Here is a 15,580-nt window from a genome sequence, read left to right on the forward strand (position 1 = left end):
AGCTACGCCCCTACGTGGCCCGTTTCCGCCAGCATTTCGCCGAGCGTATCGTGCCCTTGTGGCAAGGCCCTGGCTGGAATGCCGAGATGGCCCTGCCCTATGAGGCGCTCGACGGTCAGCACCGGCCACTGCCAGTGCAGCGCTACCGGGCCATGGCCTGCGCCCGCCAACTGTACCTGTTCAGCAGTCGCATCGAGCAGCCGGGCGCGGCCGAGCGGGCCGCAGCGCTGTTCCGCTCGCTGCAACGGCATTTCCATGATGCCGAGCACGGCGGCTGGTTCTACAGCATCGATGCCGAAGGCCGGCCCCTCGACCGGCGCAAGGACCTCTACACCCATGCCTTCATCGTCTTCGCCTGCGCCCATTACTGGGGCAAGGTGCGCGAGCCACTGGTCGAGGCCAAGCTGAATGCGGCGCTGAGCATCGTCGCCGAGCGTTTCGCCCGGGATGATGGGTTGTACGAGGCAAACCTGGACGAAGACTGGTCGGCACTGGGCAGCGGCCCTTTGCAGAACCCGCAGATGCATCTGGCCGAAGCCTTCCTGCAAACGCTGGCAGTACGCGAGGACGAGCAGGTACGACAGGCGCTGTTGCAGCTGTGCGAAGCCCTGCAGGTGCATTTCATCGACCCGGCCCACGGCCTGATGCTGGAGAAACCCCGCGGTGCTGTGGATAACTGGTTCGAGCCTGGGCATCAATTCGAGTGGTTCTACCTGCTCGATACCTCGCCACTGCTGCGTGGCGGCCCGTTGCACGGCTCCCTTGCCCGCGCCTTCGCATACGCCGAACAACAGGGCGTGACGGATTCGGCGGTGCTGGCGATGCTGGATGTGCAGGGCAATGTGACCGATCCGACCCAGCGCATCTGGGCCCAGGCCGAGTACTTGCGGGCACTGGCGCTGCGGCCGGGTAGCGAGGAAAGGTTGCTACGCCAGTTGCAGGCGCTGGAAACGCGCTTCCTGCATCCAGGCGGCTGGCACGAGTGCCGCGATGGCAACGGCGCGGTCAGCCGGCATGACATGCCGTCGACCACGCCCTATCACCTGGCGACCTGCCTGGAAGGCTTGCGGCAGCTGGGCTGAAGCATTCGCGACGCGCCCCCTGAATTCACCCCTTGGCCGACCGATCGATCGCAAACCCCGCCCAATCCTGGCTCACCGGCATCAGCTCGAGGCTGTTGATGTTGATATGCGCCGGCTGGTTGAGGATCCAGAAGATGGTCTCGGCGATATCCTGCGGCTGGATCGGCTCGATACCGGCATAGGTCGCGTCGTAGCGCGCCTGGTCGCCGCCGAAGCGCACCAGGGAGAACTCGCTCTCGCACATCCCAGGCTCGATATTGCTGACCCGTACGCCCGTGCCGCGCAGGTCGCAACGCAGGCTCAGGGAGAACTGGCCGACGAAGGCCTTGGTGCCGCCGTACACATGGCTGCCCGGATAGGGGTAGATGCCCGCCACCGAACCGACATTGAGGATGGTCGCGCCACGGCCATGGGCGATCAGCCGTGGCAGCAGCAGGCGGGTGGTGTACATCAGGCCCTTGATGTTGGTGTCGACCATGGTTTCCCAATCGTCCAGGTCGCAGTTCTGCGCCGGTTCCGCGCCCAGGGCGAGGCCGGCGTTGTTGACCAGGCCGCGCAGCGTGTCGAAGGCCGGCGGCAGGTTGGCGATGGCCTGCTCCATGGCCTTGCGGTCGCGCACATCGACCACCAGGCCATGCACCTCGGTCTTGGCCGACAGCTCGGCGCACAGGGCGTCCAGGCGCTCCTTGCGCCGGCCGGTGAGCACCAGCTTCCAGCCCGCCTCGGCGAAACGGCGGGCGGCGGCCTCGCCGAACCCGGAAGTCGCGCCAGTGATGAATACGGTGGACGTCATGCTGTTCTCCTTCGCTGTGCTGTGGATTGCCTCGGCAGGTCTTGAAGCATGCCCGCCACCGGCGTTGCCAGCAAGTCGTCGATGGTACTGCCCAATAAATGAACAGCATGGCGGAACCCTTGTGGTAGAGGGGCTGGCGCGTGCTATACGCATCTTATCCACAGGGCTTTCCCCACGGATTGGGGGCAACTCGTCGGGTCGCTGGAACCCTTTTTCATCGGAGCGCTGGGGCAACGATGGTCGAGTGATGGCGCAACGCTTTCAAGGATGCCGCCTGCAGCGGTCTGTCCAAGGCTTTCACACAGAGTTATCCACAGGAATCGACGGCGCTGGAAATACGTGCGCGCGATCCGGAAAACGCAGTGAAATCATCCACATGGGAACTTTGATCAAAAGATGAGCAGCAGGCTACAGGGCAGGTATATCAAGGGCTAGAGCGATATGCCACCATGTTTTCCACAGCCGGTTCCACATTTTCCGTGGAAAATTCGGGCCTGTGGAAACAATGACTTGCGAGGCGATCCTAGTGTGCTTCGTGTGAGTTGTGCGACAAGTTGTCCACATGGCCATGAGCAGCCGGGGGGCGCGAAGCGGCCCCCGTATCGAACGCAATCAATGCCCGCCCAGATAGGCGTTACGCACCTCCTCGTTGACCAGCAGTTCATGCCCCGTCCCGGTCATGCGGATCTGCCCGTTGACCATCACGTAGGCCCGGTCGGACAGCTTCAGCGCATGGTTGGCGTTCTGCTCCACCAGGAAGATGGTCATACCGGTCTTGGCCAGTTCGCGCAGGGTGGCGAAGATCTGCTTGACCACGATCGGCGCCAGCCCCAGCGAGGGCTCGTCGAGCAGCAGCAGCTTGGGCCGGCTCATCAGCGCACGGGCGATGGCGAGCATCTGCTGCTCGCCGCCGGACATGGTCATGGCACGCTGGTTACGCCGCTCCTTGAGCCTCGGGAACAGCTCGTACATGCGCTGCATGTCCTCGTCGGCGTGCTTGTCGCCGATAGGGATGGTGCCCATCATCAGGTTTTCCTCGACGGTCATGTCGGGGAACACCCGGCGCCCTTCCGGCGACTGGGCGATGCCGTTGGAGGCGATGAAGTGCGACGACTTGCGGGTGATGTCGGTGCCGCGATAGACGATCTGCCCGGACGCCGCGCGTGGCTGGCCGAAGATCGACATCAGCAGGGTCGACTTGCCGGCGCCGTTGGCGCCGATCAGGCTCACCGTCTCGCCTTCGTTGATGTGCAGGCTGACTTTCTTCAATGCCTGGATCGGCCCGTAGAACACGTCCAGGTCCTTCAGTTCGAGAATGGGTGCACTCATACCAGTTCCTCTTCGTCGGCACCCAGGTAGGCGGCGATCACCGTCGGGTTGTTGCGGATCTCCTGTGGCGCGCCCTCGGCGATCAGCTTGCCGTGGTCGAGCACGACGATATGGTCGGAGATGCTCATGACCATGCCCATGTCGTGCTCGATCAGCACCACGGTGATGTCGTGCTCGTCGCGCAGCACGCGGATCATGCGGCTCAGGGCCTCGGTTTCCTGGGGGTTGAGGCCGGCGGCCGGCTCGTCCAGGCAGATGATCTTCGGCCGCGTGCACATGGCCCTGGCGATCTCCAGGCGGCGCTGCTGGCCGTAGGAGAGTTCGCCGGCCAGGCGGTTGGCGCAGTCGACCAGGTCCACCACCTCCAGCCAGTAGAACGCGTGGTCCAGGGCATCGCTCTCGGCCTTGCGGTAGGCCTTGGTGTTGAGCACGCCGGCCAGCAGGTTGCGGTTGACCCACATGTGCTGGGCCACCAGCAGGTTCTCCACCACCGACATTTCCTTGAACAGGCGGATGTTCTGGAAGGTGCGTGCCAGCCCCGCGCGGTTGACCAGGTGAGTACCGCCGAACATCTTGTAGTACAAGCGGTTGGCGAAACGCGCCGGCGACACGAAGTCCGCCACCTGGAAGCGCTCGCCGAGCAACTGGATGACGTCGGTACGGGTACCGCGCACATTCAGCTCGATGCGCCCGCCACTGGCCTTGTAGAAGCCGGTCAAGCAGTTGAACACCGTGGTCTTGCCGGCACCGTTGGGGCCGATCAGGGCAAAGATCTGGTTGCGCCGGACCTTGAGGCTGACATCGCTGAGCGCCTTGATGCCGCCGAACTGCATCATCAGGTTGTCGACCGAGAGAATGACTTCGTCGTTCATGGCGCCACTCCTTTACGCGGGACCACACCGGTGCGGCTGATGCGGATCAGCCCACGCGGTCGCCAGATCATCATCAGCACCATCAGCACGCCGAACAGCAGCACCCGGTACTCGGAGAAGCTGCGCAGCAGCTCCGGCGCCACGGTCAGCACGAACGCCGCGATCACCACGCCCACGGTCGAGCCCATGCCGCCGAGTACGACGATGGCCAGGATCAGCGCCGACTCGAAGAAGGTGAACGACGACGGGTTGACGAAGCCCTGGTACGTGGCGAAGAACACCCCGGCCAGGCCTGCGGTGGAAGCACCGATGGTGAAGGCCGAGAGCTTGACCAGCACATGGTTCAGGCCCATGGAACGGCAGGCGATCTCGTCCTCGCGCAGGGCTTCCCAGGCGCGCCCCACCGGCATGCGGGTCAGCCGGTGCTTGATGTACAGCACCGCCAGCACCACCAGGAACAGCACGACGTAGATGAACAGGAATTTCAGGTTGGGGTTGTAGTCGATGCCGAAGAACTCATGGAACGGCACCCCGCCATCCTTGGCCCGACGGCCGAACTCCAGGCCCAGGAAGGTCGGCGATGGCGCCGGCATGCCGTTGGGGCCGCCGGTGAACGACAGCCAGTTGTTCAGCACCAGGCGGATGATCTCGCCGAAGCCCAAGGTCACGATGGCCAGGTAGTCGCCGTGCATGCGCAACACCGGGAACCCGAGGATGCACCCCGCCAGCGCCGCCGCGATCGCCGCCAGCGGCAGCACGCTCCAGAAGCCGAGCCCCAGGTACTGGTAGCCCAGCGCCAGGCCGTAGGCGCCGATGGCGTAGAAGGCCACGTAGCCCAGGTCGAGCAGCCCGGCCAGGCCGACCACGATGTTCAGGCCCAAGCCCAGCAGCACGTAGATCAGGCCGAGGATGACCACGGTCAGCAGGTACTTGTTGGCGAAAACCGGGAAGACGATGGCGACCACGATCAGCAGGGGGATGATGTAACGCAGTCGCGACTTGTAGTCCGGCGCCCGCACGTGCACGCCCGAACCGCCACTCTCGAAGCCGTGCAGGATGTGCCGGCCAGTGCCGCTCTGGAAGAACAGGCTGAGCAAGAAGCGCCCCACCATCACCCCGCCGACCAGCCAGGCCACACGGGTGGGTTCGGCATTGAAGCTGTAGCCATCGAGCACCACCCCGACCACGGGGCCGAACACGATCAGGGCCAGCAAGCCCGCGACGACGGTTTCCAGCAGGCTGCGTTTGATGTCGAAACCGGAAGAAGCAATATTGGCAGCGGACATGTTCACACCTTAGCCACGAGCGGGCGACCCAGCAGGCCTTGGGGACGGAAGATCAGGATCAGCACCAGCAGCGAGAAGCTGAACACATCCTTGTAGTCGGAGTTGATCAAACCGGAGAACAGCGACTCGGAAATCCCCAGGACGATCCCGCCCAGCATGGCGCCAGGGAGCGAGCCGATACCGCCGAGCACCGCGGCGGTGAACGCCTTGATACCGATGATGAAGCCGGCATAGAAGTCGAAAGTGCCGTAGTTCATGGTGATCAGCACGCCAGCCAGGGCGGCCATCACCGCGCCGATGACGAACACGTAGGAGATCACCCGGTCGGTGTTGATCCCCAGGATCGAGGCCATCTTGCGGTCCTGCTGGGTGGCACGGCACATGCGTCCGAGCTTGGTGTACTTGATCACGTAGGTGAGCAGGGCCATGCCGACGAAGGCCGCGACCAGGATGAAAATCTTGGTGTAGGTCAGTTGCACGAAGCCTGTGCCCACCTCGACGCGCCAGGCGCCTTCGAGCAGGGTCGGCACGCCTTGCTGGCGGGCGCCCTGGCTGATCTGCGCGTAGTTCTGCAAGATCAGCGAGATGCCGATGGCGCTGATCAGCGGCGCCAGGCGGGTGGAGTTACGCAGGGGCTTGTAGGCGATGCGTTCGATGGTGAAGCCATAGACGCCGGTGATGACGATGGTGAACAACAAGGTTCCCAGCATCAGCAGCGGAAACGACTCGATACCGAAATAAGCCAGCAATGCCAGGCTGATCGCCGCGAGGTACGCGGAGATCATATACACCTCGCCGTGCGCGAAGTTGATCATGCCGATGATGCCATAGACCATTGTGTAGCCGATGGCGATCAGACCATAGACCGACCCGAGGGTCAGCCCATTGATCAGTTGCTGCAGGAAAATACCATCCATAACGCAATCTCACCTGATTGAGATTGCACGAGCGCTGACCACGGCGGGCCTGGAATGACGCGGCCCTCGCAGCGCAGAACTGGTGCAGATCTACGAGTAGGAACGGGTACCGCAGGGGCAGCGGCCCGGGCACCTGCCCGGGCTTGTGCCTTTGTTATTTTTGTTTTTCCAGTTGGTGGTACTTGCCGTTGGCATCCCACTGGTAGACCACGTAGTCGGAGACGGTCAGGTCGCCCTTGCTATCGAATTTCTTCTCGCCCATGACGGTCTTGACCGAGTTGGCCTTGAGCCACTTGGCGGCATCCTCGCCATTGTTCGACTTGGCGCCGTTGAAGGCTGCAGCCAGCACCTGCAGGGAAGCGTAGGCATACAGGGTGTAGCCCTCAGGCTCGGTGCCGCCCTTGCGGAACTCGTCGACCACCGCCTTGCTGTCCGGCAGCAGGCGTGGGTCGGCGCCGAAGGTCATGTACACACCGTTGGTGTATTGTGGGCCGCCGGCAGTGGCCACCAGTTCGTCGGTGACGATGCCATCGTCGGACATGAACGGAATGTCCTTCAGGCCCTGCTCGCGCAGCTGGCGCACCAGCGGGCCGGCTTCCGGGTGCAGGCCACCGAAGTAGACGACATCGGCACCGGCAGCGCGGATCTTGGTGACCACGGCGCTGAAGTCTTTCTCGCCACGGGTCAGGCCTTCATACAGCACCGGCTTGACGCCGCGTTTCTCCAGCTGGGCCTTGGTCGCGTCGGCAAGGCCCTGGCCGTAGGTGTCCTTGTCGTGCAGCACGACGACCTTCTTGCCCTTGAGCACGTCGACGATGTAGTCGCCGGCGACAATGCCCTGCTGGTCGTCGCGGCCGCACATGCGGAACATCGCCGACAGGCCGCGCTCGGTCACCTGCGGGTTGGTGGAGCCGGGGGTGACGGCGATGATGCCGGCTTCATCGTAGACCTCCGAGGCCGGGATGGTGGACGAGGAACAGAAGTGGCCGATCACCCCGACGACCTTCTCCTGATCGACCAAGCGGTTGGCCACCGCCACGGCCTGCTTCGGCTCACAGGCATCGTCCCCCCTCACCAGGACGATTTTCTCGCCGTTGACCCCACCGGCGGCGTTGATCTTGTCGGCCGCCGCCTGGGCACCTTTCATGTATTGCTCGCCAAACGCTGCGTTGGCCCCGGTCATGGGGCCTGCGACGCCGATCTTGACGTCGGCCTGAACATACGCAGAAACACCCAGTGCCGAAGCTACGGCCAGAGCCAGGAAACCTTTCTTGTAAAACGTCTGCGACATGAGGTGGTGCTCCTAGAGTTTTTTTGATTGGCACTACAACTTCTCAGCCCTGTGCTCCGAGCAAGGGCCGTGCCATTGGTTTTGTCTTGTAGGAAAACGCCAGGGAAAGGCAGGCAAAAGGCGACCGACGGCCTTTTCTTTATTGAGCGTGCAACCGTCTGCCACACAGCAGGCGCCACCCAGCAAGGAGGAAAGGAGCAACCATCGAGTGCCATCATTGCAACCCTGGCAAGTGTTAACGTGCAACCAACCTGTAACAGCCGACGTCACCGAACTGCACACAACTGGTGCGCAACTGCTACAGGCGGCACCGTTTAGAGCCTAGCTGGTGCATGGCGAAACGACCTGGGCTGCGCTGTCGCGCAACGGGTATGTGGGAGCGGGCCTGCCCGCGAATGGGCCAGCCCAGCCAGCGCAAAGGGCTCATCTGCACGCTCCACGCAAAAGGCTGGCACAATGGCTGCCAACCCCGCGCTTGCGCCGTTCCAGCGAGCGCCACCGACCTGGAGCCTGCCCATGAGCGTGAGCGCATTCGCCGAGCGCATCGTGCATAACCTGCTCGACACCGACTTCTACAAGCTGACGATGATGCAGGCGGTGCTGCACAACTACCCGGACGCCGACGTGGAATGGGAGTTTCGCTGCCGCAACGGCGAGGACCTGCGCCCTTACCTGGACGAGATCCGCACCCAGGTCGAACGGCTCGGCGAGCTGACCCTGGACGACGGCCAACTGGCCTTTCTCGAACGCATCAGCTTCCTCAAGCCAGACTTCCTGCGCTTTCTCGGCCTGTTCCGCTTCAACCTGCGCTACCTGCACCTGGGGATCGAGAACGACCAGTTGTGCCTGCGCCTGCGCGGCCCCTGGCTGCATGTGATCCTGTTCGAGGTGCCGTTGCTGGCGATCATCAGCGAGGTGCGCAACCGCCACCTGCATCCGCGCATGCGCCTGGCCGAGGCCCGTGACCAGTTGTACCGCAAGTTCGACTGGCTGCGCGCCCACGCCAGCGACGACGAGCTGGCCGAACTGCAAGTCGCCGACTTCGGCACACGCCGGCGCTTCTCCAGCCGGGTCCAGGAGGAGGTGGTGCGGGTCCTGCGCGACGACTTCCCGGCGCGCTTCGTCGGCACCAGCAATGTCGACCTGGCATGGAAACTGGATATCAAGCCACTGGGCACCATGGCTCATGAATGGATCATGGCCCACCAGCAGCTCGGCCCGCGGCTGATCGACAGCCAGATCGCCGCCCTGGACTGCTGGGTCCGCGAGTACCGCGGGCTACTGGGCATCGCCCTGACCGACTGCATCACCATGGATGCGTTCCTGGGCGATTTCGACCTGTACTTCGCCAAGCTGTTCGATGGCCTGCGCCACGACTCGGGCGAGCCGGTGGCCTGGGCCGAGAAGGCCATCGCCCACTACCAGAGACTGGGTATCGACCCCATGACCAAGACACTGGTGTTTTCCGACGGCCTCAACCTCACCCGTTCGCTGGAAATCTTCCGTGCCCTGCGCGGTCGCATCAACGTCAGCTTCGGCATCGGCACCAACCTGACCTGCGATATCCCCGGTGTGGCACCGATGAGCATCGTGCTTAAAATGACCGACTGCAATGGCTCGCCGGTGGCGAAGATCTCCGACGAGGCCGCCAAGACCCAATGCCGCGACGAGAATTTCGTCGCCTACTTGCGTCACGTATTCAAAGTCCCCAGCAAGGAGTAACCCATGCAAGCCGTCCAGCGAGAGATTGCGCAAGCGCTCAAGGTGCAGCCGCCGTTCGCCGACGCCGCGGCGCTCGAGGCCGAAGTCGCCCGGCGCGTGGCCTTCATCAAGGACTGCCTGGCCAATGCCCGGCTCAAGACCCTGGTCCTGGGTATCAGTGGCGGAGTCGACTCGCTGACCGCCGCCCTGCTCGCCCAGCGCGCCGTCAACGAATTGCGCGCCGAGACCGGCGATGACGGCTACCGCTTCATCGCCGTGCGCCTGCCCTACCAGGTGCAGCACGACGAGCACGACGCCCAGGCCTGCCTGGATGTCATCAAGGCCGACGAAGTCCATACCGTCGACATCGCGCCGGCTGTGCGCGCCCTGGCGGGAGAGGTGAAGGCCCTGGAAGGCGGTTCGCCGACCTTGGTCGACTTCGTCGTCGGCAACGTCAAGGCGCGCATGCGCATGGTTGCCCAATACAGCATCGCCGGCGCCCGCCAGGGCCTGGTGATCGGCACCGACCATGCCGCCGAGGCGGTGATGGGCTTCTTCACCAAGTTCGGTGACGGAGCCTGCGACCTGGCGCCGCTGAGCGGCCTGGTGAAAAACCAGGTGCGCGCCATCGCCCGTAGCTTCGGCGCACCGGAGTCGCTGGTGGAAAAGGTGCCGACGGCGGACCTGGAAGACCTGGCGCCGGGCAAGCCGGACGAAGCATCCCATGGCGTGACCTACCAGCAGATCGATGCCTTCCTGCATGGCGAGCCGGTCAGCCAGGAGGCGTTCGACATCATCGTCGCCACCTACCGCAAGACCCAGCACAAGCGCGAGCTGCCGTTCGCCCCCTGAAAAGCTTCGCGGGCAAGCCCGCTCCACAGGGTCATCACTGTCCTCGAGACCAGTGGTCAACCTGTGGGAGCGTGCTTGCCCGCGAAGAGGCCAGTAAGCCCTACATGGCTTTACTTACTTGACGATAACCTTGCCCTTCATCATCGAGATATGGCCCGGGAAGGTGCAGAAGAAGCTGTAGTCACCGCCCGCTTCCAGCTTGGAGGTGTCGAACTTCACCTCGGTTTCCTTCTCTGGCGCACCGATCATCGCGGTGTGGGCGATGATCGCGGCGTTGTCTTCCTTCAGGTAGCCCTTGTCGATGCCCTGGGTCATGCCTTCGGTGGCAATGCCCTGCATGTCGGCGGTCTTGCTGATCACCAGGTTGTGGCCCATGACGTTCTTCGGCAGGTTGCCGGAGTGGGTCAGCTTGACGGTGAACTCCTTGCAGCTCTTGTCGACGGTGAATTCCTTGGTGTTGTAAGACATCTGGTCGGTCGAGTCGACAGTCACCGAACACTCGGCTGCGAAGACAGAGGCGCTGGCGAGGGTCAGCAGGGATACCGCTACAGCTTTCGCAAACATCGTGAATCTCCTTGGCAGGGTTTTATCAATTGCGAGACTGCCTGAAACCGCCATGCCCCTTCCTGATGTGCGTCAAGGGGCGTCAAGTGGTCAGCCAGTTGATTTGTTCAATGGATTGTATACAACCAATCTAAGTGCACATCATGCCTTCTTAGCGGACGATGAGACAACCTCTCATTAAGGAGCAATGAACATGTCCCTCGGTAGCTTGATGAACAGTCTGTTGGCCGCCTACGCCCATGGTGCGAGCGGTGCCGTCCACGAATTCTCGCGCCCGGAGTGAAACTGGCCTTGGAAGCGGCAGGCATGCGCCTTACCCTGTTTACGCATGTAACTGGAGATAAGCAATGCCTGTACGTTCCGTTTGTGTCTTCTGCGGTGCCAGCATCGGCGCCAACCCAGCCTATCGCGAGGCGGCCATCGCACTCGGCCAGGCCATCGCCCGCCGTGGCCTGACCCTGGTCTACGGCGGCGGCGCGGTCGGCCTGATGGGCACCGTGGCCGACGCGGCCATGGCCGCTGGTGGCGAGGTCATCGGCATCATCCCGCAGAGCCTGATGAATGCCGAGATCGGCCACACCGGCCTGACCCGCCTGGAGGTGGTCGACGGCATGCATGCCCGCAAGGCGCGCATGGCAGAGCTCAGCGATGCCTTCATCGCCCTGCCCGGTGGCCTGGGCACGCTGGAGGAGCTGTTCGAGGTGTGGACCTGGGGGCAGTTGGGCTATCACGCCAAGCCGCTGGGGCTGCTGGACGTCAATGGCTTCTATGAAAAGCTTGGTGGGTTCCTCGACCATATCGTCGAGGAAGGCTTCGTGCGACCGCAGCACCGGGCGATGCTGTTGCTCGGCAAGCAGCCGGATGAGCTGCTGGACGGGATGGAAGCGTTCGAGGCGCCGGTGTTGCCGAAATGGGTCGACCGCAAGCCTGACTGATACCCGGGGGCTGCTTCGCAGCCCCACATGCCCCCCTTCAGCGCGGAATGACTGGCTGGCGCGGCTTCTTCTTGCCCTTGCCGCCCTTGGCCGCTTCCTTGCGCTCCTTGGCCGCCTGCTGGTTGCGGGCGAACGCCTCGGCCTTGGCCTTCTCACGCTTGTCCCACGGCTTGCTGCCATCGCTGGCGCGCGGAGGCAGGCCGGTGTGCTGGGTCAGGATCTTCTGCTCCTTGCCCACCTTGTGGCTACCCGCCGGCGTCGAATTCTTGCGCCGGGCACTCTGGTAGTGGTCGGTCTGCGGCTGGTGCAGCGGGATCAACTGGTGCTTGCCAGGCCCGATCAGGTCGGCACGGCCCATGCGCTGCAGGGCCTCGCGCAGCAGCGGCCAGTTCTTCGGATCGTGGTAGCGCAAAAACGCCTTGTGCAACCGGCGCTGCTCCTCGCTCTTGACGATGTCCACCCCTTCGCTCTTGTAGGTGACCTTGCGCAGCGGGTTCTTGCCCGAGTGGTACATGGCCGTGGCCGAGGCCATCGGCGAGGGATAGAACGCCTGCACCTGGTCGGCGCGGAAGCCGTTGTTCTTCAGCCACAGGGCGAGGTTCATCATGTCCTCGTCGGTGGTGCCCGGGTGCGCAGCGATGAAGTACGGGATCAGGTACTGCTCCTTGCCCGCCTCTTTGGAGAACTTCTCGAACATGCGCTTGAAGCGGTCGTAGGTACCGATGCCCGGCTTCATCATCTTGTCCAGCGGGCCACGTTCGGTGTGCTCCGGGGCGATCTTGAGGTAGCCGCCGACGTGGTGGGTCACCAGTTCCTTGACGTACTCCGGCGATTCCACGGCCAGGTCGTAGCGCAGGCCCGAGGCGATCAGGATCTTCTTCACCCCCGGCAAGGCACGAGCCTTGCGGTACAACTCGATCAGCGAACTGTGGTCGGTGTTGAGGTTCTCGCAGATGCCAGGGAACACGCACGACGGCTTGCGGCAGTGCTTCTCGATGTCGTGGCTCTTGCAGGCGATGCGGTACATGTTGGCGGTCGGCCCACCGAGGTCGGAGATGACCCCGGTGAAACCCGGCACCTTGTCGCGCATTTCCTCGATCTCGCGGATGATCGATTCGTGGGAGCGGTTCTGGATGATCCGCCCCTCGTGCTCGGTGATCGAGCAGAAGGTACAGCCACCGAAGCAGCCCCGCATGATGTTCACCGAGAAGCGGATCATCTCGTAGGCCGGGATGCGCTCCTTGCCATACACCGGGTGCGGCACGCGCGCATAGGGCATGTCGAACACGTAGTCCATTTCCTCGGTGCTCATGGGAATGGGCGGAGGATTGAACCAGACGTCCACCTCGCCATGCTTCTGCACCAGGGCACGGGCGTTACCCGGGTTGGTCTCCAGGTGCAGCACGCGGTTGGCATGGGCGTAGAGCACTGGGTCGTTGCGCACCTTCTCGAACGACGGCAGGCGGATCACCGTCTTGTCGCGGGTCATGCGCGGGCTGTCGAGGATCTGCACCACCTTGGCCTCGTTCGGGTCCTCGACCTCGCCCTTGGCCTGCTCGATGGCGCAGGCGTCCATGTCCTGGGTGTTGACGTAGGGGTTGATGATCTTGTCGACCTTGCCAGGGCGATCGATGCGGGTCGAATCGATCTCGTACCAGCCCTGGGGCGTGTCGCGACGGATGAACGCCGTGCCGCGCACGTCGGTGATGCTCTCGATCTTCTCGCCATTGGCCAGGCGCTGGGCCACCTCGACCACCGCGCGTTCGGCGTTGCCGAACAGCAGGATGTCGGCGCTGGCATCGACCAGGATCGAATGACGGACCTTGTCCTGCCAGTAGTCGTAGTGGGCGATGCGGCGCAGGGAGGCCTCGATGCCACCGAGGACGATCGGCACGTGCTTGTAGGCTTCCTTGCAACGCTGGCTGTACACCAGGCTGGCGCGATCGGGCCGCTTGCCGGCCATGCCACCGGGAGTGTAGGCGTCATCGGAGCGGATTTTCTTGTCCGCGGTGTAGCGGTTGATCATCGAGTCCATGTTGCCGGCCGCGACGCCGAAGAACAGGTTCGGCTCGCCGAGCTTCATGAAGTCGTCCTTCGACTGCCAGTTCGGCTGGGCGATGATGCCCACGCGAAAGCCCTGGGCTTCCAGCAGGCGGCCGATGATGGCCATGCCGAAGGAGGGATGGTCGACGTAGGCATCACCGGTCACGATGATGATGTCGCAGGAATCCCAGCCGAGCTGATCCATCTCCTCCCTGCTCATGGGCAGGAACGGCGCTGGTCCGAAGCATTCGGCCCAGTACTTGGGATAGTCGTAGAGTGGCTTGGCTGCTTGCATGTCAGTGACCGGTTCTGGTGTGCAGGGAAATCGCGGGCGCGGAATATAGCACAAATTTTGATCAAATCCGACGACAGGGGTCGGATTCATGAAAGACACAGAACCCTGTGGGGCCGCAGGGCAAGCGCTCCCCAGGGGGCCTTCCGCGGTTATTCGTCGTCGTCGAAGTTGTACATGCCCGGCGCAAGGTTCTCGAAGCGGGTGTACTTGCCGATGAACGCCAGGCGGATGAAGCCGATGGGGCCGTTACGCTGCTTGCCGATGATGATCTCGGCGATGCCCTTGTGCTCGGTCTCCGGGTGATACACCTCGTCACGGTAGACGAACATGATCACGTCGGCGTCCTGCTCGATCGCCCCGGATTCACGCAGGTCGGAGTTCACCGGGCGCTTGTTCGGCCGCTGCTCCAGGGAGCGGTTGAGCTGCGACAGGGCGATCACCGGGCAGTTGAACTCCTTGGCCAGGGCCTTGAGCGAGCGGGAGATCTCGGAGATCTCGTTGGTGCGGTTGTCGCCGCTGGAGCCGGGGATCTGCATCAGCTGCAGGTAGTCGACCATGATCAGGGCGACATCGCCGTGCTCACGCACCAGGCGACGGGTACGGGCGCGCATTTCCGAGGGGCTGATGCCGGCGGTATCGTCGATGAACAGCTTGCGATCGTTGAGCAGGTTGACCGCCGAGGTCAGCCTCGGCCAGTCGTCGTCGTCCAGTTGGCCGGAGCGGACCTTGGTCTGGTCGATCCGCCCCAGCGACGACAACATACGCATGATCAGCGCCTCGCCGGGCATCTCCAGGGAGAACACCAGCACCGCCTTGTCGCTGCGCAGCACGGCGTTCTCCACCAGGTTCATGGCGAAGGTGGTCTTGCCCATCGACGGACGACCGGCAACGATGATCAGGTCGGCCGGCTGCAGGCCGCTGGTCTTCTCGTCCAGGTCGGTGTAGCCGGTGGACAGGCCGGTGATGTCGCTGTCGGAGTTGAACAGCGTGTCGATGCGGTCGATGGCCTTGGTCAGCAGCTCGTTGACGCCCACCGGGCCGCCGGTCTTTGGCCGCGCCTCGGCGATCTGGAAGATCTGCCGCTCGGCATCGTCGAGGATTTCCTCGGCGTTGCGCCCCTGCGGGTTGAAGGCGTTGTCGGCGATGTCGGTACTGATGCTGATCAACTGGCGCAGCGTGGCCCGCTCGCGGATGATCGCCGCATAGGCCTTGATGTTGGCCACCGACGGGGTGTTCTTGGCCAGCTCGGCGAGGTAGGCCAGGCCACCGACCTGGGACGACAGGCCTTCCTTGTCCAACTGCTCGTGCAGGGTCACCACGTCGAACGGCTGGTTCTGGTCCACCAGCTTGTGGATGGCGCGGAAGATCAGGCGATGGTCATGCCGATAGAAATCACCGTCCGAGACCTGGTCCAGCACCCGTTCCCAGGCGTTGTTGTCCAGCATCAGGCCACCGAGCACGGCCTGTTCGGCCTCGATGGAATGCGGCGGCACCTTGAGGGCGGCGGTCTGCAGGTCGAGTTGCTCGGGGTTGCTGATCTCGTTCATGTCCACGCGAAAAATCTGGGTGATGAAAAAGACAAAGGGCACGACCTGCATGAAGCAGGACCGTGCCCGATGT

The 15,580-nt window shown here is 63.4% G+C and carries 13 protein-coding genes; 4 read left to right on the plus strand and 9 right to left on the minus strand.

Annotation, left to right across the window (positions count from 1 at the left end; all coding sequences use genetic code 11):
• Positions 1–14: 14 nt before the first annotated feature.
• Positions 15–1,082: an AGE family epimerase/isomerase gene (locus WCE05_RS17275; RefSeq protein ID WP_368816232.1), complete on the plus strand. Its 1,068-nt coding sequence runs from the start codon at positions 15–17 to the stop codon at positions 1,080–1,082.
• A gap of 25 nt (positions 1,083–1,107) precedes the next feature.
• Here the strand turns inward: WCE05_RS17275 and WCE05_RS17280 are convergent, their stop codons facing one another.
• The 6 genes from WCE05_RS17280 to WCE05_RS17305 all read right to left on the minus strand — a co-directional run bounded on the left by WCE05_RS17280 (position 1,108) and on the right by WCE05_RS17305 (position 7,570).
• On the minus strand, positions 1,108–1,875 hold the full coding sequence (locus WCE05_RS17280) for an SDR family oxidoreductase (RefSeq protein WP_225788974.1): 768 nt from the start codon (positions 1,873–1,875) through the stop codon (positions 1,108–1,110).
• 612 nt (positions 1,876–2,487) lie between these two features.
• Entirely contained in the window at positions 2,488–3,204 is a 717-nt protein-coding gene (locus WCE05_RS17285; RefSeq protein ID WP_225788973.1) for an ABC transporter ATP-binding protein, read from the minus strand.
• Complete coding sequence (locus WCE05_RS17290) at positions 3,201–4,076, minus strand: ABC transporter ATP-binding protein (RefSeq protein ID WP_225788972.1); 876 nt, start codon at positions 4,074–4,076, stop codon at positions 3,201–3,203. Before WCE05_RS17290 ends, WCE05_RS17285 begins: the two co-directional genes overlap by 4 nt.
• Positions 4,073–5,362, minus strand: a complete 1,290-nt coding sequence (gene livM / locus WCE05_RS17295) for a high-affinity branched-chain amino acid ABC transporter permease LivM (RefSeq protein ID WP_225788971.1) — start codon at positions 5,360–5,362, stop codon at positions 4,073–4,075. The genes WCE05_RS17290 and livM overlap by 4 nt, the downstream gene beginning before the upstream one ends.
• Positions 5,363–5,364: 2 nt before the next feature.
• Positions 5,365–6,279, minus strand: coding sequence for a branched-chain amino acid ABC transporter permease LivH (locus WCE05_RS17300; RefSeq protein WP_225788970.1), 915 nt, complete (start codon positions 6,277–6,279; stop codon positions 5,365–5,367).
• A 154-nt stretch (positions 6,280–6,433) separates the two neighbouring features.
• On the minus strand, positions 6,434–7,570 hold the full coding sequence (locus tag WCE05_RS17305; protein ID WP_225788969.1) for a branched-chain amino acid ABC transporter substrate-binding protein: 1,137 nt from the start codon (positions 7,568–7,570) through the stop codon (positions 6,434–6,436).
• A gap of 516 nt (positions 7,571–8,086) precedes the next feature.
• On the opposite strand from WCE05_RS17305, the gene pncB reads away from it, so the two are divergent.
• Together pncB and nadE are read left to right on the plus strand one after the other, a co-directional pair.
• Positions 8,087–9,292 (plus strand): nicotinate phosphoribosyltransferase, encoded by a 1,206-nt coding sequence (gene pncB / locus WCE05_RS17310; RefSeq protein WP_225788968.1) that lies wholly within the window; start codon positions 8,087–8,089, stop codon positions 9,290–9,292.
• 3 nt (positions 9,293–9,295) lie between these two features.
• A complete protein-coding gene (nadE, locus tag WCE05_RS17315; RefSeq protein WP_225788967.1) occupies positions 9,296–10,123 on the plus strand; it encodes an ammonia-dependent NAD(+) synthetase in 828 nt (275 codons plus the stop codon).
• A 114-nt stretch (positions 10,124–10,237) separates the two neighbouring features.
• On the opposite strand, the gene azu is transcribed toward nadE, so the two are convergent.
• Positions 10,238–10,687: an azurin gene (gene azu / locus WCE05_RS17320; protein ID WP_225788966.1), complete on the minus strand. Its 450-nt coding sequence runs from the start codon at positions 10,685–10,687 to the stop codon at positions 10,238–10,240.
• Positions 10,688–11,034: 347 nt separating this feature from the next.
• Between azu and WCE05_RS17325 the strand changes: the two genes are divergently transcribed.
• On the plus strand, positions 11,035–11,622 hold the full coding sequence (locus tag WCE05_RS17325; RefSeq protein ID WP_225788965.1) for a TIGR00730 family Rossman fold protein: 588 nt from the start codon (positions 11,035–11,037) through the stop codon (positions 11,620–11,622).
• Positions 11,623–11,659: 37 nt separating this feature from the next.
• Here WCE05_RS17325 and WCE05_RS17330 read toward each other — a convergent pair whose 3' ends face one another.
• The gene (locus WCE05_RS17330) at positions 11,660–13,960 is read right to left on the minus strand and encodes a YgiQ family radical SAM protein (protein ID WP_225788964.1); all 2,301 of its coding nucleotides are present in this window, start codon (positions 13,958–13,960) and stop codon (positions 11,660–11,662) included.
• A 149-nt stretch (positions 13,961–14,109) separates the two neighbouring features.
• Positions 14,110–15,507 carry a replicative DNA helicase gene (dnaB, locus tag WCE05_RS17335; RefSeq protein ID WP_225788963.1) on the minus strand — a complete coding sequence of 466 codons (1,398 nt, stop codon included), beginning with the start codon at positions 15,505–15,507 and terminating at the stop codon, positions 14,110–14,112.
• Positions 15,508–15,580 lie beyond the last annotated feature (73 nt).

This window comes from Pseudomonas sp. I2, from assembly GCF_040984075.1.
Lineage (GTDB): Bacteria > Pseudomonadota > Gammaproteobacteria > Pseudomonadales > Pseudomonadaceae > Aquipseudomonas > Aquipseudomonas guariconensis_B.

Coding starts and splice junctions, on each gene's coding strand:
- WCE05_RS17330 (WP_225788964.1), bottom strand. CDS start 13,960: ATGCAAGCAGCCAAGCCACTCTACGACTATCCCAAGTACTGGGCCGAA.
- azu (WP_225788966.1), bottom strand. CDS start 10,687: ATGTTTGCGAAAGCTGTAGCGGTATCCCTGCTGACCCTCGCCAGCGCC.
- WCE05_RS17305 (WP_225788969.1), bottom strand. CDS start 7,570: ATGTCGCAGACGTTTTACAAGAAAGGTTTCCTGGCTCTGGCCGTAGCT.
- livM (WP_225788971.1), bottom strand. CDS start 5,362: ATGTCCGCTGCCAATATTGCTTCTTCCGGTTTCGACATCAAACGCAGC.
- WCE05_RS17300 (WP_225788970.1), bottom strand. CDS start 6,279: ATGGATGGTATTTTCCTGCAGCAACTGATCAATGGGCTGACCCTCGGG.
- pncB (WP_225788968.1), top strand. CDS start 8,087: ATGAGCGTGAGCGCATTCGCCGAGCGCATCGTGCATAACCTGCTCGAC.
- WCE05_RS17325 (WP_225788965.1), top strand. CDS start 11,035: ATGCCTGTACGTTCCGTTTGTGTCTTCTGCGGTGCCAGCATCGGCGCC.
- WCE05_RS17280 (WP_225788974.1), bottom strand. CDS start 1,875: ATGACGTCCACCGTATTCATCACTGGCGCGACTTCCGGGTTCGGCGAG.
- dnaB (WP_225788963.1), bottom strand. CDS start 15,507: ATGAACGAGATCAGCAACCCCGAGCAACTCGACCTGCAGACCGCCGCC.
- WCE05_RS17290 (WP_225788972.1), bottom strand. CDS start 4,076: ATGAACGACGAAGTCATTCTCTCGGTCGACAACCTGATGATGCAGTTC.
- WCE05_RS17285 (WP_225788973.1), bottom strand. CDS start 3,204: ATGAGTGCACCCATTCTCGAACTGAAGGACCTGGACGTGTTCTACGGG.
- nadE (WP_225788967.1), top strand. CDS start 9,296: ATGCAAGCCGTCCAGCGAGAGATTGCGCAAGCGCTCAAGGTGCAGCCG.